Source organism: Pseudovibrio denitrificans JCM 12308 (assembly GCF_001310815.1).
Lineage (GTDB): Bacteria > Pseudomonadota > Alphaproteobacteria > Rhizobiales > Stappiaceae > Pseudovibrio > Pseudovibrio denitrificans.
This window is the reverse complement of the sequence record NZ_BAZK01000016.1, coordinates 70,421-90,098: the sequence shown is the minus strand read 5'-3', so window position 1 is coordinate 90,098 and position 19,678 is coordinate 70,421. Positions and strand designations below refer to the sequence as shown.

Sequence of the window (19,678 nt, the reverse complement as noted above, 5' to 3'; positions counted from 1 at the left end):
GTAGGGATTTGGTTACACAACCCTTAAATGTAACTGATCAAAGGCAAAACACCGACCAATGCCTCTAAGAGATCTGCCAGTCGATCTCTTTAAGACCATGCTCTCGCAAATATGCATTGGTTTTAGAGAAAGGAGCTGACCCAAAGAAGCCGCGCCGTGCAGAAAGTGGAGATGGATGCGCACTCATCAAAACCAGATGCCTGCTCTCGTCAATCAGCTCCAGTTTCTTCTGCGCATGTGCCCCCCACAGGATAAACACCAGATGCTCCCGTATTTCTGAAAGGCCCTTGATCGCAGCATCTGTGAATGGTGCCCATCCCTTCTTGGCATGAGATCCAGCCTTCGCCTCCTCCACACTCAAAGACGTGTTCAACAACAACACACCTTGCTCTGCCCAATGGGTCAGACAGCCATGAGAGGCCGGAGCAAACCCGAGATCACTCTCCAGCTCCTTGTAGATGTTGCGAAGAGACGGAGGCAGCTTGACGCCTTTGCGAACCGAAAAGGAAAGCCCATGCGCCTGCCCTTCTCCGTGATAAGGATCTTGCCCAAGAATAACGACGCGAACATCACGCAGCGCAGCCGCCTCAAAAGCTGCATAACACTCAGCAGCAGGCGGATAGACAGTCTTGCCTGCGGCAGCTTCCGCATCCAGAAAGGCCTGAAGCTTCTGAAAGTATGGCTTCGCCATCTCAGGAGCCAAAATACCCTGCCATCCCGCTTCAAACTGCACCTGTGTCACGCCTGTCTCCACCTGCTCAATGTTCTTGTGTCCATACCTTTACCAGAACAGCTGCCCATCAGTTCTTCTGGAAACAGCATGTCCCCGAGAAAAATATGGATTACCCGCTTGGCGTTGCTCGCAAGCCGTGCTAACTCGCCGCCATGGCAAATGATCCTTCACTTTCTCTCGAAGATTTCTGCGACGCGCTTTACGACGATGATCGCCTGATCGGTATCGACCTTGGCACCAAAACCATTGGTCTTGCTCTCACCGATTCCGGTCGACAGATCGCATCACCGCTGGAAACCATCAAGCGCAAGAAGTTCACGCAAGACGTGGAGCGTCTGCTCGATCTTTGTCATGAGCACGGTGTCTACGGCCTTGTTATCGGCCTCCCTCTCAACATGGATGGCACCGAAGGCCCACGCTGTCAGGCAACCCGCGCCTTCGTACGCAACCTCGCTCAGAAGACAGAAATCCCAATCACATACTGGGATGAGCGCCTCTCAACGGCAGCCGTGACCCGAACGCTCATCGAAGCCGACCGCTCCCGCGCCCGCCGCGCCGAACTCGTCGACAAGATGGCCGCTACATACATCCTGCAGGGCTTCCTCGACCGCGTAAACTATGGCGGCACCTCGCTCTTCGACGAAGAGTAGACACCTGCACCAACAACACTTGAGAAAATTTAAGGCGCCCTGCGCTTTACCACTCTGTTTTTTTCAGGCTACGTGAATAGACGGATACGCGCGTCAACGCGCTCTTTCTCCATCCACTTGCAAAGACAGTTTTCGTCTGAGCAACAGCCTGAAAAGCACACGCATGTTTTCTGCCCTGTCAGCCATCATCTCTGTCCTGCTCCTCACAGCCACAGGATGGTTCCTCCGCCACCGCAATCTCATTCCGAGAGAACGCTGGAGCGGTATGGAAGATCTGGCTTACTGGGTTCTGTTCCCCGCCATCATCCTGATCAACGTGGGAACCTCCGACTTTTCAGCGATGCCAGTCATCGAGATCACCATCTCAGTCCTGGGAACCTTCTCAATACTGGCAGTGCTCTGCCTCGTGCTTCAACCAGTCCTCAAACAGAAGTTCGAGATCTCAGGTCCGCGCTTCACCTCAATCTTTCAGGGTGTCGTGCGCTGGAATGGGTTCGTTGCCATGGCGATTGCAGCCAACAGCTTCGGGGATGAAGGCGTGGCGCTGGTCGCTGTAATCATGGCGATCATGATCCCGGCTGCTAACCTGCTCTGCGTGCTCATCTTGTCCATATATGCAGGAGGCTCTGCGCCTTCACCTAAGTTGCTGGCAAGAGAGCTAATCAAGAACCCCTTCATTATCAGCGTGGCAGCAGGTGGATTGATCAACGCCTCGGGCGGCCAGATCCCTGAAGTGATCGCCAACTACCTGACATTTTTGGGAAGTGCTGCTCTACCGATTGCAGTGCTATGTGTCGGCGCTGCGTTGGATCTAGGCGCTCTGCGTCGTCCCGGCCCAGCGCTCACATCTGCGCTCTTGCTGCGCAACGTACTTGCCCCCGGCATTGCCTTAAGCTTTGCGCTCACACTTGGACTGGACGAAATCTCAGCAACCATCGTTACGCTGGTCTTCTCTGTTCCAGCAGCTGGCGCGAGTTATGTTCTGGCAAAAAAAATGGGCGGCGATGCTAAACTGATGGCCGAAATTCTGACCCTTCAGACAGTCGCCGCCGCAATCACTATTCCAGCGTGGTTACTGGTCGTGGCTTACTTGATTGGGTAAAGCCACTCCAGAATGCCCATCGCATCATAACGCGCATCCAGCATGCCATAGCTTGAACGCCACTGGCCTGCCATGCGGGTTTCGATAAACGCATTGGCAATCGCAGCAGGAGCAACTTCCTTCAGCGCAGCAGCAGCAGCCGTAATCGCCAACTGTTCAGTCAGCAGACGTGCACCGCCCTCGTCTTCCAGACAAGTCCGTGCAGCAGCCTGCAGCACTTCAACAGAAACCTTGCCAGCAGGACCAAGATCCGCCTCCAGCATGCCCAGAACGTTCATAAAGCTGTCTGGTGTACGGTGCATTGCCCGCAGCAGATCCAGCGCCATGATGTTGCCAGAACCTTCCCAGATGCTGTTCACAGGTGCTTCACGGTAGATACGGGCCATATCGTGGTCTTCCACGTAGCCGTTACCACCCAGACATTCCATCGCCTCAGCCGCAACGTTTTCTGCACTCTTACAGATCCAGTACTTGGCCGCAGGTGTGATGATCCGCAGGAAGTCAGCTGCCTGACTGTCCTCACCTTCCTGATCCATGCAATGCGCTAGCTTAAGCGCAAGCGCCTCACTGGCTGCCATGTCCAGCGACATATCCGCCAGAACACGTTGCATCAAAGGCTTCTCGATCAGACGAGCACCAAACGCGCTGCGATTGGAGGTGTGATGAACCGCTCTGGAAATCGCCGCACGCATAAGCGCAGCAGAACCAATGCAGCAGTCGACACGGGTCGGCGTCACCATCTTCAAAATGGTTTTGATGCCTTTACCTGCTTCACCAACAAGGAAGCCGACAGCATTGTTGAACTCAACCTCTGAAGACGCGTTGGACTTGTTGCCCAGCTTGTTCTTCAGACGCTGGAAGTCCAGCCCATTCACTTCACCGCTTTCAAGAATACGCGGTACGAGGAAACAGGTCGGCCCTTCTTCCAGCTTCGCCAGCACGAGGAACGCATCACACATCGGCGCAGAGAAGAACCATTTGTGGCCGTTGATCACGTAAGTATCGTCAGAAACCTTCTCCGCGCGTGTGATGATCTGACGCAGATCAGAACCGCCCTGCTTTTCAGTCATGCCCATGCCAAGGCTGACGCCCATCTTCTGGCTGGCAGGACGGAAGCGCTGATCATACTTGCGACTTAAAATGCGCTCGTTCCAGACTTCGGCAAGCTCAGGAGCCTGTGTCAGAGCCATGGCAGACGCATTGGTCATGGTCACCGGACAAAGATGCCCGCCTTCCACCTGGCTCATCACGAAATACTTGCGGGCGCGGTTATAAAACGCACGATCTCCACCCGGCTCCATGGACTCGACGGACGCACTGTGCAGGCCAGCTTCAAACGAGCGGCGCATCAGCGCATGGTAGGAAGGGTGAAACTCGACAACATCAAGGCGGCGACCATATGGATCGTGTGTTTTAAGCACCGGTTCATTAACATTTGCCAATCTGCCCAGATCCAGTGCATCTGCGGCTCCACACTGCTCACCAAACTTGATAAGCTCTTCGCGTGCAGAATCGTTGGACCCTGTTCCACCCAGATCAGCAAGGAGAATTGGATCACTCTCGGCAAGGTTGTATCCACAGTATGGAGGGGCCTGATTAATTACCCCTGTCGTCATAGTGGCTTGTGAAACTTTATCCATTTTTCCTCCCGCGAGTTGCCCCAGCGATTTTGATAGGTTACCGCGCACGTTGCAACTGCGATTTGCACAATAAAAACTATACATCCGTTGAGCTCTTTACGAACTCGGTGTTTCTGCCTATAGAAGGGTCTTCGATGAGCAAGAATATCACACATCGATCCTCAGCGTTCCCGCATCGCCATCTCCTCGGTATCGAGGGATTGCAGCCTCCCCACATTAATTACCTTTTGGACCTTGCAGACGAAGCCGTCGAAGTCTCCAGACAGGTAGAAAAGCAGAAAGCTGTTCTGCGTGGGCGAACGCAAATCAACCTCTTCTTTGAGGCTTCCACCCGCACCCAATCTTCTTTTGAGCTTGCAGGCAAGCGTCTGGGCGCGGATGTGATGAACATGTCGGTCTCCACCTCATCGGTGAAGAAAGGGGAAACCCTGATCGACACGGCTGCAACCCTGAACGCAATGCGTCCTGACTTGCTGGTTGTTCGCCACCACGCCGCAGGTGCAGTTCACCTGCTGGCTCGCAAAGTCGGTTGCGCGGTCGTCAACGCCGGTGACGGCCCTCACGAACACCCAACTCAGGCTCTGCTGGATGCCTTGACCATCCGCCGCCACAAAGGAACCCTTGGTGGTCTGACAGTAGCCATTTGCGGCGACATCCGCCATTCCCGCGTCGCGCGCTCCAACATCATCCTTCTCTCCAATATGGGAGCCGCGTGCGTGTCATAGCTCCCTCTACACTACTGCCCTCTGGTATTCATAGTATGGGCGTAGAAGTATTCACAGACATGCGCGAAGGACTGAAGGGTTGCGACATCGTCATGATGCTGCGTTTGCAACGCGAACGTATGAGCGGCGCCTTTGTACCATCTGTTCGTGAGTATTTCCGTTACCACGGTCTGGACTCGGAAAAACTCTCCTACGCCAAGCCCGATGCTCTGGTCATGCACCCCGGCCCGATGAACCGTGGTGTTGAGATCTCAGCAGAAGTCGCAGATGGTCCGCAAAGCCTGATCCGTGAGCAAGTGGAGATGGGCGTTGCCATACGCATGGCCGTGCTTGAAGCCCTCGCTCAAAACCTCCCTGACAACGTGTAAGAAGGACAAGCGCATGATCAAGAATGTGAACCCGCTGGTCCTGACAAACGCCCGCATCATCGACCCTGCCAACGGTGTTGACGAAGCCGGTGCAGTGTTCGTTCAGGACGGAAACATCGTCGCTGCCGGTGCAGATGCCCTCAATCAGGGCGCTCCGGAAGGCGCAAAAACCATCGACTGTAACGGCGCTGTCGTCGCGCCTGGCCTCATCGACATGGGCGTCAGCGTTGGCGAACCTGGCGCTGAACACCGCGAAACGTTGGAAAGCGCCAGCCGCGCAGCTGCCATTGGTGGTGTAACAACCATCCTCACCAGCCCGAATACGGACCCGGTGATTGATGACCCTGCGCTGGTAGACTTCATGCTCCGCCGCGCCCGCGACACCGCCATCGTCAACGTCCACCCAATGGCCGCCCTCACAAAGGGACTGGCTGGCAAGGACATGAGTGAGATCGGCCTGCTCAAGGAAGCAGGCGCAATCGCCTTTTCCAACGACAGACTGCCAATCACCAACTCCTCTGTTCTGGTCCGCCTGCTGACCTATGCCCGCGACTTCGATGCGCTGGTGGTGCATCAGGCGCAGGACAAGGATCTGGCAGGCTCCGGCGTTATGAACGCAGGCTTGCGTGCTTCATGGCTGGGTCTGGGCGGCATTCCACGCGAGTCCGAGTTCGTCGCAATCGAACGCGACATGCGCCTCGTTGCCATGGCTAAGGGCAAATATCACGCCCGCCTGATCTCCTGCCCGCAAAGTGCAGAAGCCATCCAGAAAGCCAAGGACGAAGGCCTGAACGTCACTGCTGGCATCTCCATCAACCACCTGACGCTCAACGAAAACGACATCGGTCCATACCGGACATTCCATAAGATGTCGCCACCGCTGCGTACGGAAGATGATCGTCAGGCCATGGTCGAGGCACTGGCAAACGGCACAATCGACATCATTATGTCGGATCACAACCCACAAGATGTGGAAACTAAGCGTCACCCCTTTGCAGAAGCCGAAGATGGTGCTTTAGGGCTGGAAACAATGCTTGGAGCTGGAATGCGCCTCGTTCTGAATGAGGACATCTCACTCTCCAAACTGCTTGCAACAATGACCTGCAATCCAGCGGACCGTCTTGGTCTTCCTGCCGGTCGCCTGTCCAAAGGCGCACCAGCGGACCTGATCATTTTCGATCCGCAAAAGCCATGGATTGTAGAAAAAGAGAAAATTCGGTCCCGCTCAAAGAACACGCCTTTCGAGGATGAAACTTTAACAGGCCGGGTTTTGACAACCATTGTTGCAGGCGGCATCCTAGATCATGACGCAATTTAACGCGCTCTTCTGAACAGCCTCAAAAGCTCAGAACAGATCCCGCGTTACGCAAGAAAGTTTAAAGCAGTGTGCTCAGCCAAGCGGCAAGGCACACTGCTTTAATGCAACAACTGGAGAACACCCGTGCCTGATCCAATCAGCTGGTCCCTTGATTTACCCTACTATCTGGCTGCATTGGCCTTTGGCTATTTACTAGGCTCCATTCCGTTTGGCCTGCTCTTCACAAAAATGGCAGGCCACGGCGATATCCGGAACATCGGCTCCGGCAACATCGGCACCACCAACGTGCTGCGCACTGGCAGCAAAAAGCTGGCTGCCCTCACCCTACTCTGCGACGCCCTCAAAGGCACATTCGCCATTATTCTCATCAGCCTTTACATGGGCAATGATGCAGCCCTGATCGCAGGTCTCGGCGCATTCCTTGGCCATCTTTTCCCGGTCTGGCTGAAGTTCAAAGGTGGCAAAGGCGTTGCAACGTATATCGGCATCCTGCTTGGCATCTTCTGGCCAGTTGGCGTCATCTTCATCGCCATTTGGATCGCCACCGCCTACATCACCAAGTTCTCATCCCTGTCAGCACTAGTGGCAAGCCTTGTCACTCCCTTTATTCTGCTGGCTTTCGATCAATGGCAAATTGCGCAAATGATGGGAATACTCAGCATATTGCTATGGGCAAAACATCACGAGAACATTGCCCGCCTGCTGAAAGGCAAGGAAAGCAAGATCGGTTCCAAAGGATGAGTTGAATGGAGACAGCCACCAAAAGCCGGGCACCACACTTAAGTGACACCCAACGGCTCGCGTGGCTTCGTCTCATACGCTCCGAAAATGTAGGTCCAAGAACCTTTCGTGAGCTCCTCAATCATTTCGGTTCAGCACAGGCAGCACTCGATGCCCTGCCAGAGCTCTCAAGAAGAGGCGGTAAGAAATCTTATCGCCTTTTTTCAAAGGACAAAGCCGAAGCAGAATTGGCTGCCCTTTATAAGATAGGCGCTCGCCTCATTGCTTTAGGCGAGCCAGCCTACCCACCTCTCCTCAGACATATAGACGCGCCGCCGCCTTTATTGGCCGTTCGAGCCAGAGACCCGCTCCAGCAGGAACTCACCGGAACGCAGAAAACACTGGCTATCATCGGCGCCCGCAACTGCTCCGCGGCTGGAGCCAAGTTTGCGACCCAGCTGGCAGGTGAACTATCAACTCAAGGCTTCACGATTATCTCCGGTCTCGCCCGCGGCATCGACAGCGCCGCACACCATGCCGCACTATCTTCAGGCACCATCGCAGCCTTCGCTGGCGGCATCGACACAGTCTATCCCAAAGAAAATCTGGAACTTTTTTCATCCATGATTGCCACCAATGGTGCTGCGATCTCCGAAATGCCCATCAGCTGGCAGCCGCGAGCACGAGATTTCCCCCGTCGCAATCGTCTTATCTCGGGAATGTCATTGGGTGTCATCTTAATTGAAGCCGCTGAAAAATCCGGCTCTCTCCACACCGCCCGCTACGCGTTAGAGCAGAACCGTGAGATCCTTGCAGTTCCCGGCTCACCGTTAGATCCGCGCTCTGTAGGCGCCAATAAACTGATCCAGCAAGGCGCCGCCCTAGTTCAGTCTGTTGATGATGTACTGGATATCATGGAGCCTAAAATCTCCATGTCTCTGCCCTTACATCAGGGCATTGAAGAGCCCACAATGTGTTGGCCCGAGCTGGACAGCCCTGACACCAGCAGCCTTTCTCCCCCACCTAACGCCAACGAACAAGACAGACAAGCAGTCATCGATGCCTTAAGCGAAACACCCATAGATCAGGACGAACTGCTGCGTTTCACAGGCGTTTCCTTGCAAACGCTTCAGCTCATCCTGTTGGAAATCGAACTGGCTGGGCGACTAGAACGGCACAAACCCAACAAGCTTTCCATGATCCACGCAGGCACCACATAATAATGTGGGTGATCACTCCGCGTCTAAAGCTGCATCGGCCAGCTCAGAAGGCTCTTCATCCTCGGAAGTTCTGCCAGATCGCGCTTCAGCTTCCTTCTGCGCAAGCAGCAATAAGTACCCAAGCAGATCCAACCTGTGTGTTCGCGCCATGTCACTCAATTCACGACACATTTTGGCGCAGTACTCGGCCACATCGTGAGTTTCGATTGTTCTGTCATTTTTCGGCAACGGGTATTTACGCAAGCTTTTTAACCTTCTTATGCAACCATGACACAAGCCTCACATGGCAAAAAGCGCTTTGCAATCTGAGGGTTATAGCAATTAATGCAATTACCTTAGGTTGTATATTTTATCAAGCACAACCAAAATATGACCCAAGGAAAATTAAGGGAGTGGCTTTTCCGCTCTTGACCAATTGATCTGAAAAGGCCATTTGACAGCCGCGAAGTCATCCGAGATTGTGTCGGTTCGACTCATAAAACGGTTTTTGATTTATCAATTCCAAGACGAGATTTACGCGAAAGCCAGGAAATCAATGAACGTAGTCATTGTGGAATCACCGGCGAAAGCCAAGACCATCAACAAATATCTGGGCAAGGACTATACAGTTCTGGCGTCCTACGGCCATGTGCGTGATCTGCCTCCGAAGGACGGCTCCGTATTGCCGGACGACGACTTTGCCATGTCCTGGTCTGTGGATTCCAAATCTCAAAAGCGCCTGTCGGAAATCGCCAGCGCGGTGAAGGAGGCTGACCGCCTTATTCTCGCAACTGACCCCGACCGCGAAGGGGAAGCCATTTCCTGGCACGTCTTGGAAGTTCTGAAAAAGAAACGCGTCCTGAAGGACAAGAAGATTGAGCGCGTGGTTTTCAACGCGATCACCAAAAGTTCCATTCTGGAAGCGATGAAAAATCCGCGCGAACTGGATGAGCCGCTTGTCGATGCTTATCTGGCCCGTCGCGCGCTAGATTATCTGGTAGGTTTCACCCTCTCTCCTGTTCTGTGGCGCAAACTACCGGGCGCCCGCTCCGCAGGTCGTGTGCAATCTGTTGCACTCCGCCTTGTGTGTCAGCGTGAGAACGAGATCGAAACATTCCAGTCACAGGAATACTGGTCTATTCTGGCAAACCTGAACACACCGGAAAACGCTCCGGTGCAGGCACGCCTGACTGGCTTTGACGGCCAGAAAATCACACGTCTCGACATTAAGAACGAGCAGGAAGCCACCACAATCAAGCAGATGCTTGATGGAGCAAGCTTCCAGGTTTCTAACGTTGAGAGCAAGCCACAACGCCGCAATCCATACGCGCCGTTCACCACCTCCACCCTTCAGCAGGAAGCTTCCCGCAAGCTCGGCTTTGCAGCAGCACGCACCATGCAGGTTGCGCAGAAGCTTTATGAAGGCGCCAACATTGGCGGTGAAACAACCGGCCTGATCACCTATATGCGTACCGATGGTGTGCAGATCGCTCAGGAAGCTATCACAAGCGCCCGCGGTGTTATCGCATCCCGTTACGGCGATGAGTATGTGCCTGAAAAACCGCGCATGTACTCTTCCAAAGCGAAAAACGCTCAGGAAGCGCACGAAGCGATCCGCCCGACCGATCTGACCCGTCATCCGCGTGACATGGCAAAGTTCCTCGACGAAGACGGCGCACGTCTTTACGAGCTGATCTGGAAGCGTACCATCGCCTCCCAGATGGAATCTGCCGTTCTGGAACGCACTACCGTAGACATTGATGCAGTGAACGGCGCCAAGAAAGCTGCCCTGCGCGCATCTGGTTCTGTTGTTCGCTTCGACGGCTTCCTCACCCTTTATCAGGAAGGTAAGGATGATGAGGAAGACGAAGAAAGCAAGCGCCTACCACCGATGACACGAGGCGACAGCCTTGGTCGCAAAGGTATTGAAGCCAACCAGCACTTCACAGAACCTCCACCACGCTTCACCGAAGCAACATTGGTGAAGAAGATGGAAGAGCTCGGCATTGGCCGCCCATCCACCTATGCTGCAACACTGCAGACCCTGCGTGATCGCGGCTATGTGGAACTGGACAAAAAGCGCCTGATCCCTCAGGACAAAGGCCGCCTGGTAACTGCATTCCTTGAGGACTTCTTCAACCGCTATGTGGAGTACGACTTCACCGCGAGCCTTGAAGACCAGCTCGACAAGATTTCAGCCGGTGATCTGGAGTGGAAAGCCGTTTTGCGTGACTTCTGGAACCCGTTCCACGAAATTTGTGATGAGGTGATCAAGCGCTCCAACACCGAAGTGCTGGATGCGTTGAACGAAACCCTCAAAGCACACGTCTTCCCGGACAAGGAAGATGGTTCTGATCCACGCAAGTGTCCGAAGTGTGATACCGGTCGCCTGTCTTTGAAAGTCTCCCGCTTCGGCGCGTTTGTTGGCTGCTCCAACTACAACAAAGACAAAAAAGACGGCAAAGAGCCAAACGAGAACCCACCGCACTGCGATTACACCCGTCAGCTCACCTCCGGTGGAGATTCTGATGCTGGAGCAGCTGCAGATGGACCACAGGTTCTGGGTATCGATCCGGAAACAGGTTTGGAAGTCTCCTTGCGTACCGGCCGTTTTGGCCCATATGTACAGCTGGGCGAAGAAGCAAAACCAAAGCGCTCTTCCCTGCCACGCGGCTGGAGCGTTGCCGATCTGGATCTGGAAAAAGCTCTTCAGCTTCTTTCCCTGCCACGCGAAGTCGGTACGCACCCGGAAGATGGCAAGACCATTTCCGCAGGTCTGGGCCGTTTCGGTCCGTTTGTCCTGCACGATGGTACCTACGCCAATCTGGATAGCCCGGACGAAGTCTTCTCTGTCGGCATCAACCGCGCCGTAACCCTGCTTGCTGAAAAGCGCGCAAAGGGTGGAGGCCGCGGAGCTGCCGCAAAACCACTCAAAGAGCTGGGCGACCACCCGGATGGCGGCGCCATCAACGTATACAGCGGTCGCTACGGCCCATACGTAAAGTGGGAAAAGATCAACGCAACCCTGCCAAAGGACGTTGCACCGGAAGCTGTCACGCTGGAGCAGGCCATTGAGCTTGTGAACGCAAAAGCAGCAACCAAAGGAAAGAAAAAAGCACCTGCTAAGAAGGCAGCTGCAAAGAAAACAACCGCCAAGAAAGCAGCGCCTAAAGGGGCACTGAAAGAGCTTGGCGACCATCCGGATGGTGGAGCGATGGAGCTGCGTGACAGTGGCCGCCTCGGTGTCCGGATCAAATGGGGCAAGGAGTTCGTCTCCCTGCCAAAAGGAACAGACCCGGAGACGGTAACCCGCGAACAGGCAATTGAGCTGATCAACGCGAAGAAGGGTTAAGATCCCCCCGTTACTCTCCGGATAACGAAACACGAGGGCTTCCGATCATCGGGAGCCCCTTTTCGCAGCGCATAAGCTGCACTGGATGAGATACATTGAGCCGAAAAAAGGCCGCTGAAAAAGACACAAGGGACCGGCAGAGATGCCATCCCGCGAAGACATTCTGAAGTTTATTGCCGACAATCCCGGCAAAGCTGGCAAACGCGAAATCGCCCGCCATTTTGGCATCGTCGGCGCAGCGCGCATCCCCCTCAAGCGAATGCTGAAAGATCTGGCCGAAAGCGGCCACATCGAGAAACGCCGGAAGCGCATGCTGCGTCCAGGCGATCTCCCTCCCGTCTTCGTTGTAAAAGTTACTGGCAGAACTGGCGACGGTGAGCTCCTCGGCATTCCGATGAACTGGGATGAAGAGCATGGCGAGCCGCCAAACGTCCTCGTCTTGCCGCAAAAGAACAAAAATAAATTCAACCCGGTTCCGGGTATTGGTGACCGCGCCCTTGTAAAGCTGATGGATGATCTGGATGGATCACCAGAAGCCGAGCACGTCGTGCGCGTGATGAAGCGCCTTGAAAACCACGACACCGACATCCTCGGCATCCTGCGCATCAACAAGGCAACCAAAGCCGCGACACTGGAACCGGTCGACCGCAAACAGCGCGAAATAGACGTGGATCCGCGCGAGCTACTGGACTCTGAAGACGGTGACCTCGTCAAAGTGGAAGTCCACAAAGTTGGCAGATACGGCACACCGCGTGGCCGCATCGTCAAACGCTTTGGCTCCACCACCTCAGAAATGGCTGTCTCCGAAATCGCGCTCCACACCCACGGCATTCGCAATGAGTTCCCGGGTGCGGTAATCGCAGAATCTGAGAACATCAAGCCTGTCGGCAGCAAAGGTCGTGAAGACTGGCGCGCGATCCCTCTGATCACCATCGACCCGGCAACAGCAAAAGACCACGACGATGCGGTCTACGCGCAGCTGGACGACAATCCAGAGAACGAAGGCGGCTGTATCGTCTACGTCGCTATTGCAGACGTGGCAGCTTACGTGACGCCCGGTTCCCCGATGGACAAGGAAGCACTGCTGCGTGGCAACTCGGTCTATTTCCCGGACCGCGTTATCCCGATGCTGCCAGAGCGCATCTCCAACAACCTGTGCTCCCTGCGCGAAAAAGAAGACCGCCCATCCATGGCAACACGAATGGTCTTCGACAAGAACGGTAAGAAGATCTCTCACTCGTTCCACCGCGTTATCATGCGCAGCGCTGCCAAGCTGTCTTATCAGCAGGCTCAAAAAGCCATTGATGGCGTAACAGACGATGTCACAGGACCGCTTCTGGAGCCAGTTCTCCAACCACTCTGGGCAGCCTATGAGATCCTGAAGCGTGGCCGCGACAAGCGCCAGCCGCTGGAACTAGACATCCCGGAACGCCGCATTCTGCTCAAAGAAGATGGTACCGTTGACCAGATCGTCGTCCCGGATCGTCTGGATGCCCATAAGCTCATCGAAGAGTGCATGATCCAGGCCAACGTGGCAGCCGCTGAAGAGCTGGAAAAACGCAAATCTGCCCTGCTCTACCGTGTGCATGACGCTTCAACGCCGGAAAAGCTGGAGAATCTGCGGGACTTCCTCTCTACACTGGACGTCAAGCTGCCTCACATCGGCGGCCTACGCGCATCCGTGTTCAACAACATCCTCGACAAGTTCAAGGACACGGCCAGCGCAACCATGGTGTCCGAGGTCGTGTTGCGTTCACAGGCACAGGCCGAGTACAACGCTGACAACATCGGTCACTTCGGCCTGAACCTTCGACGTTATGCACACTTCACATCTCCTATTCGTCGTTATGCAGATTTGATAGTGCACCGCGCTCTCATCCGCGCCCTCGGCCTTGGAGATGATGGCCTGCCTTACGGCATCGAAGAGAAGCTACCAGCCATCGCAGCTGAGATTTCTGCCGCAGAACGCCGGGCAATGCTGGCCGAACGCGAGACCATCGACCGCCTGATAGCCCTCTATCTGTGTGAACGGATTGGGGCAGAATTCTCCGGGCGAATTGCCGGAGTGACCAAATCAGGCATGTTCGTCAAGCTGCTACAAAATGGCGCAGACGGGTTCATTCCTGCATCTACCATTGGTATGGATTACTACGAATATGTAGAATCAGCTCATGCCCTTGTGGGCAGAGCAACTGGTGAAACCTACCAACTTGGTGATGCTGTGCAGGTCAAACTGGTAGAAGCCGCCCCATTTGCGGGGGCTTTGCGGTTTGAAATGTTGTCGAAAGGCAAATCCAAGGGCGAGGCAGCGGGACGGGTTGCTAAGCACAAGGTTGGCAAGCAAGAAACAAAAGCAAGCCAAAAGGTTTACGCCGGTCAAAAGACGGAAATAAGCGGAAGCTAGGTAATTTACGTGCGCTCCCCTGCATTTACGGGACGGGAAAGGCAGGTATAAATGAATACCCATCAAGATCGGAATACCGGAGAAGCGGTGCTGCGCGGTATGCGCTGCAAATGCCCTTCTTGCGGCGTTGGCTCCATCTTCAACGGCTACCTGAGCGTGAAGCAATCCTGCGACAACTGTGGTGAGGAGCTTCACCACCACCGCGCGGATGATGCCCCGCCCTATTTCACAATCTTTATCGTTGGCCACGTCGTTGTTGCGCTGGCCATGTGGGTAGAGATGGCCTACGTGCCGCCAATGTGGCTTCATATGGCTGTCTGGCTGCCTTTGACCCTCATCATGTCTCTCGCCTTCTTACGCCCCATCAAGGCGCTCTGGTTGGTTTGCAATGGGCACTACGTATGGATGGCTTTGCAACTGCAGGCAAAGCACCTAGTTTTGGCCCAACACGCGCCAATCAGAGGTAAGGAATGTCCACGGAAGACCTGACGAAAGAAGTCAAAGTTGAGCGAGCGGAAGAAAACAACGATCCGAGCGCTCAACCATTGAGGCCGAAAGACGCCTCCACACTGCTTATTCTGGATCGCAAGGAAGATGGTTCCCTGCACCTGCTCATGGGCAAACGCCACATGGCGCACAAGTTCATGCCGGGTAAGTTCGTGTTCCCAGGTGGCCGCGTTGATTCCGAAGACAGCCGCGTAAAATATGTTCGCGACTATCATCCAGACGTACTGGCCAAACTGAACTACGACAAAAAGCAGATTAAAACGGAAAGCCGCCTACGCGCACTGGCAATTGCCGCCATTCGCGAAACCTATGAGGAAGCGGGCCTTTTCGTTGGCACCAAAACCGAGGGCAACAGCGAACCTGCTGGTCCGGGCTTTGAGGCTTTCGACGAGCTGGGCATCCAGCCAGATCTTGAGCCACTGCGCTTCGTGGCACGTGCAATCACCCTCCGGGCAGAACACGCCGCTTTGACGCACGCTTCTTCGCTGTCTGGGCAGACCAGATCGCGCACAAGCTGGAAACAGGCATCGGCCCGACAGAAGAGCTGGAAGAACTCCAGTGGTTACCAATCGAGCAATGCAAAGAGCTGGACTTGCCACGCATCACTCTCGCTGTTCTGACAGACTTGGAGAACCGACTGGCGAAAGACCCTGAACTTTCCCCGAATGGTCCGGTTCCATACTACTACTGGAAGAACGACGGCTTCGCGCGCGAAGAAATCTAATTCAGAATACCCAAGGCGCAACAAACATATATCACTGTGATGCTATGTGTTGCGCCTTACACTTTTCCTGATAGAAGCATTTACAGCATATTCCCGAAAAGTGATTTCGGTTTTCGGATGAGAATATGCGCATGAAAATGATTTGATGCATGATGTGCGAGTGCATATGAGCTCATTATGCTGCAAATCACTTGCTCGTATCGAGCTTAAAATGCAGTTGTGTAAATGGTTCAGTTATCGGGCACGCTAGCCAGCTCCCTCTCCCCCAGACAGGTCCGCGGCATCATTGCCGCCATCGCAGCGATTACCGCTGTTGGCCTTTCCCTGTCCGCAAGCCTTCCTCTTCTGGCACTCACGCTTGAGTATCGCGGCATCAGTGACACATGGATCGGGATCAACACCGCCTTCTCAGGCGTTGCCTCCATTGTCGCCACCCCAGTTGGTCCGTATCTCGCCCGTAAGCTGGGCACACCTCAGGCCCTTCTGATAAGCCTGTTGGTTGCGGGTTTCTCGCTACCCTTCTTCTTTGTGCTTGAAAACTTCTGGGCATGGTTCCCGCTGCGCCTGCTGTTCCATGGCGCAACCACCTCGGCCTTCATTCTCTCAGAGTTCTGGATCAACGCTCTGGCTCCTTCCAAGCACAGAGGCTTCCTGATGGGCGTCTATGCGACAGTGCTCGCGCTAGGCTTTGCTTCAGGCCCACTGGTGCTCGCCTATGCTGGCACGACAGGCGCACTTCCGTTCCTTCTGGCTGGCGCTGGCATCATCATTGCAGCTCTACCTGTCCTCGTCGGCTTCAACGCAGCACCGAGGATCGAAAGCAAAGCAACTTCAAAGCTCTACGCCTTTTTGTGGATAGCTCCAGCAGCCACCCTGGCCGGATTTGTCTTTGGAGCTGTGGAACAATCCGGTATCTCCCTGCTCCCTCTGTTCGGCCTCAAGATCGGCCTGACAGCAGAAACAGCGACCCTGCTCGTCTCTGCAATGGCAGCTGGCAACATGGTGCTGCAGATCCCTTTACGGCATGCTGTCAGACCGCATGAACCGCCGCCACCTACTCATCTATTGCGGTGCGTTTGGCGTTGTTGGTGCACTGCTCATGATCCCACTATCCGGCAGTTTCTATGGCATTTGCGCCCTTCTCTTCGTTTGGGGCGGCGTGGTTGCAGGTCTCTACACCGTGGGCCTCACACATCTGGGCGCACGCTTTGACGGCGCTAATCTGGCATCCGCAAATGCGGCCTTTGTCCTCATGTATTCCATTGGACAATTAGTGGGGCCTGCCTCTACGGGTCTTGCTCTTTCCACGTGGGGAGCCGATGGACTACCACTGGTATTTGCAGGATTCTTGGGCGCATACGTAATTATATGCCTGATAAGGGGGACAAGACTGGGCGCAGCCCGCTAATGCATCTTGACTTTAGCCCTGTGATTAGTAATGTGCGCGCTGAATTCCCAAAGTTTCACCGGAAGCGCACCCTACCCCGAAGCGAAGGTGTGAGGGTGCCACCGGGACAAACAAAACAACCGGCCACTTTCAAAAGGCCGAAAACAGACAGGATCCTTAGCGATGGCCAAGGCGACCACCATTAAGATCAAGCTGCAGTCCACTGCGGACACCGGCTACTTCTACGTGACCAAAAAGAACTCCCGCACCATGACCGAAAAAATGGTGAAGCGTAAGTACGACCCAGTCGTAAAGAAGCACGTTGAGTTCAAAGAAACCAAGATTAAGTAAGTCTTGGCTTCAGCTGAATTTTCAAAAAAGGCGTTTGCATTTTGCAAGCGCCTTTTTTGTATGCGCAGCACCGACAATCAGGCGGAACCCCCTTCTTAAAACAGAGATATTCAGGAGTAAAAGCACCCCACCTGCTCGCGCGCTCCCGCGCCGCCTCACTCAATTGTCAGGGGTAGACAACATTTCCTCACACAAGATGATTTTGACTGAGTATAGTCCCGTCAACACGGTCATTTCCGCTTCAATTTCAAAGAGAATTGGCCTTACCAAAAACTTTGACACATAACGAACTGCCCCAGACTGAATGACGGATCACACCACCTTAAAACCCATCCCGTTCTCACCACACACCATCTCATCCGCGCAGGCGAACACTGCCCAGCGCACAGCATGCGCTTGCACAGCAATGTCTCATTCTGTTGATGGGGAAGAGAATTGGTGGCCGGCGAGAACCGGATGACACGAGGAGGCCACTCAGAACCCGTTTACTCGCCGGCCAACCCCACGGACCCAGGAGATGCGGCGGACCTGAGCGCTCCGTAGGGAGTCTATCTGGCAGTATTGCTGGGATTTGTTCAATCAACCAAGAGCCAATACTGCGATCTTGCAGTCATTAATTTCATGAAGCAGATGATATCGTATATCACCATCGCAACATTTACGACTTTAGTAAAGCTTTAAGGTAATTGCGCTCCTGAAAATGGAGGGGATTCTTGACCTATACACAACAAAAGGAAAGAAACCGCCGTTTTTCAAGAGGCAACCACACAGAAACCCTGCAGTTCCAGCAAGACTCACTCGGTGATTTCATCTAGTTTCAAAGACCTACGACTTTTGATGTGAGTCTTTCATCCAGTGAAAACTGACAATCTCAAGCAGAATACTAAAGCGTTGCTTCCCGATAGTTTGCAAACCTGCAACTTCTAGCTGAACACAATTTACCAATTAACCACAATCAAAAATAATCACGGTTGTTTTATGTGTCCTGCAAGAAGCCTGAAACGGTCTCAAGGAAATTACCCACGGAGATCGGCTTGGAGATATAAGCCTCACACCCACCCTGACGGATGCGCTCCTCATCGCCCTTCATGCAAAAGCCGTTACCGCGATCACAGGAATGATCTTCAGCTCATCATCCTCTTTGATCCACTTGGTCACTTCAAGCCCCGAAACTTCGGGCAACTGAATATCCATCAGGATCAGATCCGGTTTATGTGCACGAGCAAGCTCAAGCGCCTCCATCCCATTGCGAGATTGTAAGGTCGCGTAGCCATGAGCCTCAAGCAGATCGTTAAACAGCTTCATGTTGAGTTCGTTGTCTTCAACAATCAGCACGGTCTTTTGCATCAGTTCAGTCCTGCACAGAATGCTGCCCCAAAAATGGTTTAGCCATAAATAAAGGTGTGATGCAGCCGCCCTGCGACTGGCATTGGAACAAGTCCCACACTAAATTTCCTGCTACATAGTTAATTCGGATTCGTTTCAGAAAGGCAAACACCAATGAATTTAGGCAAAACCGGCAGTTTGACCGAAGATACTGCACAGGAAATTGCAATTGGTGCCCTATCATTTCTAAGCAGCGACCCGGAACAGCTCGGCCGCTTCCTGTCTTTGGCCGGGATTGGACCTCAGGAGATTCGCGGTGCGGCAGCCGAGCCGGGCTTCCTCGCAGGGGTTCTGGAATTTTTAATGCAGGACGAGCAGCTCTTGCTGGCCTATACGGAAAGCGCTGGCATTCGCCCAACGATGATCGCAGCCGCTCACCTGAAACTTGCCGGAGGCGTTGATTACTTTGCCCACCATTAGCACAGCAAGCGCGAGCACATTGCAGCAGATCAGCCTGATCGAGAAACGCGCCCACCCTCTCCTCATCTGCGACGTAGACGAGGTGCTCCTGCAGTTCATCCCACACCTTGAACGCTTCATGCTGACAATGGCATCTCCTTCAAGGAAACCGCCTACCGCCTGAAAGCAAACATGGTCTACACCCAGTCCGGCGAAAAACTTTCAGATGATGCCTGTATGGCCGTCATTCACGACTTCTTTGAAAGCGAAGTCGGCAGGCAGGAAGCTGTACCTCATGCAGCTGAACAACTGGAGCGCCTGTCGAAACTCTGCGACATCGTCATCCTGACCAACCTGCCCGGCACCCACAACAAGCCAGCTCGCGAGAACCTCTTGAAAAGCCTCGGCATGGGTTACCCGCTTGTGACCAATGATGGCCCTAAAGGCGGTGCTGTTGCAGCTCTATGTGCAGAGCGTGCCCATCATCCTGTTATCTTTATAGATGACAGCCCAACCAACATACTTTCGGTCGGCAAAAGCACACCACACGTCCAGCTGGTGCATTTCATCGCCGATCCACGCTTCTACGCAACATCCAGCGACCTGCCCAACGTGGCTCTGAAAAGCAATTGCTGGAAAGAAACCGGCGACTTTATTGAAAATTTGTTGGTCGCTGCTGTAAAGTAAGGTCTCAGGCTGCAAGTGAACCTTTC

At 54.1% G+C, this 19,678-nt stretch carries 16 protein-coding genes and 4 pseudogenes; 16 read left to right on the top strand and 4 right to left on the bottom strand.

All coding sequences use genetic code 11. The features are described 5' to 3' along the window. Positions 1-64 precede the first annotated feature (64 nt). On the bottom strand, positions 65-742 hold the full coding sequence (gene ung, locus JCM12308_RS19565; protein WP_083416759.1) for a uracil-DNA glycosylase: 678 nt from the start codon (positions 740-742) through the stop codon (positions 65-67). A 143-nt stretch (positions 743-885) separates the two neighbouring features. On the opposite strand from ung, the gene ruvX reads away from it, so the two are divergent. Continuing rightward, positions 886-1,383, top strand: coding sequence for a Holliday junction resolvase RuvX (gene ruvX, locus JCM12308_RS19560; RefSeq protein ID WP_014286226.1), 498 nt, complete (start codon positions 886-888; stop codon positions 1,381-1,383). A 163-nt stretch (positions 1,384-1,546) separates the two neighbouring features. Beyond that, entirely contained in the window at positions 1,547-2,485 is a 939-nt protein-coding gene (locus JCM12308_RS19555; RefSeq protein ID WP_008552979.1) for an AEC family transporter, read from the top strand. On the opposite strand, the gene JCM12308_RS19550 is transcribed toward JCM12308_RS19555, so the two are convergent. Next, positions 2,470-4,125 (bottom strand): acyl-CoA dehydrogenase family protein, encoded by a 1,656-nt coding sequence (locus tag JCM12308_RS19550; protein ID WP_083416738.1) that lies wholly within the window; start codon positions 4,123-4,125, stop codon positions 2,470-2,472. The two genes, JCM12308_RS19555 and JCM12308_RS19550, sit on opposite strands and share 16 nt — an antisense overlap. A 134-nt stretch (positions 4,126-4,259) precedes the next feature. Here JCM12308_RS19550 and JCM12308_RS19545 point away from each other — a divergent pair. The 4 genes and pseudogenes from JCM12308_RS19545 (at position 4,260) to dprA (ending at position 8,476) form a co-directional block, all read left to right on the top strand. After that, positions 4,260-5,218, top strand: a pseudogene (locus JCM12308_RS19545) (aspartate carbamoyltransferase catalytic subunit). Between the two features lie 13 nt (positions 5,219-5,231). Then, a complete protein-coding gene (locus tag JCM12308_RS19540) occupies positions 5,232-6,536 on the top strand; it encodes a dihydroorotase (protein ID WP_054784808.1) in 1,305 nt (434 codons plus the stop codon). Between the two features lie 123 nt (positions 6,537-6,659). After that, on the top strand, positions 6,660-7,277 hold the full coding sequence (plsY, locus tag JCM12308_RS19535) for a glycerol-3-phosphate 1-O-acyltransferase PlsY (RefSeq protein WP_054784807.1): 618 nt from the start codon (positions 6,660-6,662) through the stop codon (positions 7,275-7,277). A gap of 5 nt (positions 7,278-7,282) precedes the next feature. Next, positions 7,283-8,476, top strand: a complete 1,194-nt coding sequence (dprA, locus tag JCM12308_RS19530; RefSeq protein ID WP_054784806.1) for a DNA-processing protein DprA — start codon at positions 7,283-7,285, stop codon at positions 8,474-8,476. Between the two features lie 12 nt (positions 8,477-8,488). Here dprA and JCM12308_RS27915 read toward each other — a convergent pair whose 3' ends face one another. After that, positions 8,489-8,719 carry a hypothetical protein gene (locus tag JCM12308_RS27915; RefSeq protein ID WP_128647445.1) on the bottom strand — a complete coding sequence of 77 codons (231 nt, stop codon included), beginning with the start codon at positions 8,717-8,719 and terminating at the stop codon, positions 8,489-8,491. Between the two features lie 292 nt (positions 8,720-9,011). On the opposite strand from JCM12308_RS27915, the gene topA reads away from it, so the two are divergent. The 7 genes and pseudogenes from topA (at position 9,012) to rpmG (ending at position 17,180) form a co-directional block, all read left to right on the top strand. Then, a complete protein-coding gene (topA, locus tag JCM12308_RS19525) occupies positions 9,012-11,807 on the top strand; it encodes a type I DNA topoisomerase (protein WP_054784805.1) in 2,796 nt (931 codons plus the stop codon). A 142-nt stretch (positions 11,808-11,949) separates the two neighbouring features. Then, a complete protein-coding gene (rnr, locus tag JCM12308_RS19520; protein WP_054784804.1) occupies positions 11,950-14,211 on the top strand; it encodes a ribonuclease R in 2,262 nt (753 codons plus the stop codon). Positions 14,212-14,262: 51 nt separating this feature from the next. Further along, positions 14,263-14,700 (top strand): DUF983 domain-containing protein, encoded by a 438-nt coding sequence (locus JCM12308_RS19515; RefSeq protein WP_306303359.1) that lies wholly within the window; start codon positions 14,263-14,265, stop codon positions 14,698-14,700. Next, positions 14,682-15,442, top strand: a pseudogene (locus JCM12308_RS19510) (NUDIX hydrolase). The gene JCM12308_RS19515 and the pseudogene JCM12308_RS19510 overlap by 19 nt, the downstream one beginning before the upstream one ends. A gap of 225 nt (positions 15,443-15,667) precedes the next feature. Beyond that, a pseudogene (locus JCM12308_RS19505) lies at positions 15,668-16,402 on the top strand (MFS transporter); the annotation flags it as partial. 64 nt (positions 16,403-16,466) lie between these two features. After that, positions 16,467-16,850, top strand: a complete 384-nt coding sequence (locus JCM12308_RS31725; protein WP_306303358.1) for an MFS transporter — start codon at positions 16,467-16,469, stop codon at positions 16,848-16,850. Positions 16,851-17,012: 162 nt separating this feature from the next. After that, positions 17,013-17,180, top strand: coding sequence for a 50S ribosomal protein L33 (rpmG, locus tag JCM12308_RS19500; protein WP_008552972.1), 168 nt, complete (start codon positions 17,013-17,015; stop codon positions 17,178-17,180). 976 nt (positions 17,181-18,156) lie between these two features. Here rpmG and JCM12308_RS19495 read toward each other — a convergent pair. Continuing rightward, positions 18,157-18,527 (bottom strand): annotated as a pseudogene (locus JCM12308_RS19495) (response regulator). 153 nt (positions 18,528-18,680) lie between these two features. Here JCM12308_RS19495 and JCM12308_RS19490 point away from each other — a divergent pair. Genes JCM12308_RS19490 through JCM12308_RS19485 form a run of 3 tightly spaced genes read left to right on the top strand, consistent with a single transcriptional unit; the run spans position 18,681 to position 19,652 of the window. Next, complete coding sequence (locus tag JCM12308_RS19490; RefSeq protein ID WP_054784803.1) at positions 18,681-18,986, top strand: DUF3572 domain-containing protein; 306 nt, start codon at positions 18,681-18,683, stop codon at positions 18,984-18,986. Next, complete coding sequence (locus JCM12308_RS30555) at positions 18,973-19,149, top strand: hypothetical protein (protein ID WP_208978779.1); 177 nt, start codon at positions 18,973-18,975, stop codon at positions 19,147-19,149. The genes JCM12308_RS19490 and JCM12308_RS30555 overlap by 14 nt, the downstream gene beginning before the upstream one ends. 8 nt (positions 19,150-19,157) lie before the next feature. Further along, the gene (locus tag JCM12308_RS19485) at positions 19,158-19,652 is read left to right on the top strand and encodes a hypothetical protein (protein ID WP_208978778.1); all 495 of its coding nucleotides are present in this window, start codon (positions 19,158-19,160) and stop codon (positions 19,650-19,652) included. The last annotated feature ends 26 nt before the right edge of the window (positions 19,653-19,678 follow it).

Coding starts and splice junctions, on each gene's coding strand:
- JCM12308_RS19515 (WP_306303359.1), top strand. CDS start 14,263: ATGAATACCCATCAAGATCGGAATACCGGAGAAGCGGTGCTGCGCGGT.
- topA (WP_054784805.1), top strand. CDS start 9,012: ATGAACGTAGTCATTGTGGAATCACCGGCGAAAGCCAAGACCATCAAC.
- JCM12308_RS19555 (WP_008552979.1), top strand. CDS start 1,547: ATGTTTTCTGCCCTGTCAGCCATCATCTCTGTCCTGCTCCTCACAGCC.
- JCM12308_RS19550 (WP_083416738.1), bottom strand. CDS start 4,125: ATGGATAAAGTTTCACAAGCCACTATGACGACAGGGGTAATTAATCAG.
- JCM12308_RS19485 (WP_208978778.1), top strand. CDS start 19,158: ATGGTCTACACCCAGTCCGGCGAAAAACTTTCAGATGATGCCTGTATG.
- dprA (WP_054784806.1), top strand. CDS start 7,283: ATGGAGACAGCCACCAAAAGCCGGGCACCACACTTAAGTGACACCCAA.
- ruvX (WP_014286226.1), top strand. CDS start 886: ATGGCAAATGATCCTTCACTTTCTCTCGAAGATTTCTGCGACGCGCTT.
- rnr (WP_054784804.1), top strand. CDS start 11,950: ATGCCATCCCGCGAAGACATTCTGAAGTTTATTGCCGACAATCCCGGC.
- JCM12308_RS19490 (WP_054784803.1), top strand. CDS start 18,681: ATGAATTTAGGCAAAACCGGCAGTTTGACCGAAGATACTGCACAGGAA.
- JCM12308_RS19540 (WP_054784808.1), top strand. CDS start 5,232: ATGATCAAGAATGTGAACCCGCTGGTCCTGACAAACGCCCGCATCATC.
- JCM12308_RS31725 (WP_306303358.1), top strand. CDS start 16,467: ATGCTGTCAGACCGCATGAACCGCCGCCACCTACTCATCTATTGCGGT.
- rpmG (WP_008552972.1), top strand. CDS start 17,013: ATGGCCAAGGCGACCACCATTAAGATCAAGCTGCAGTCCACTGCGGAC.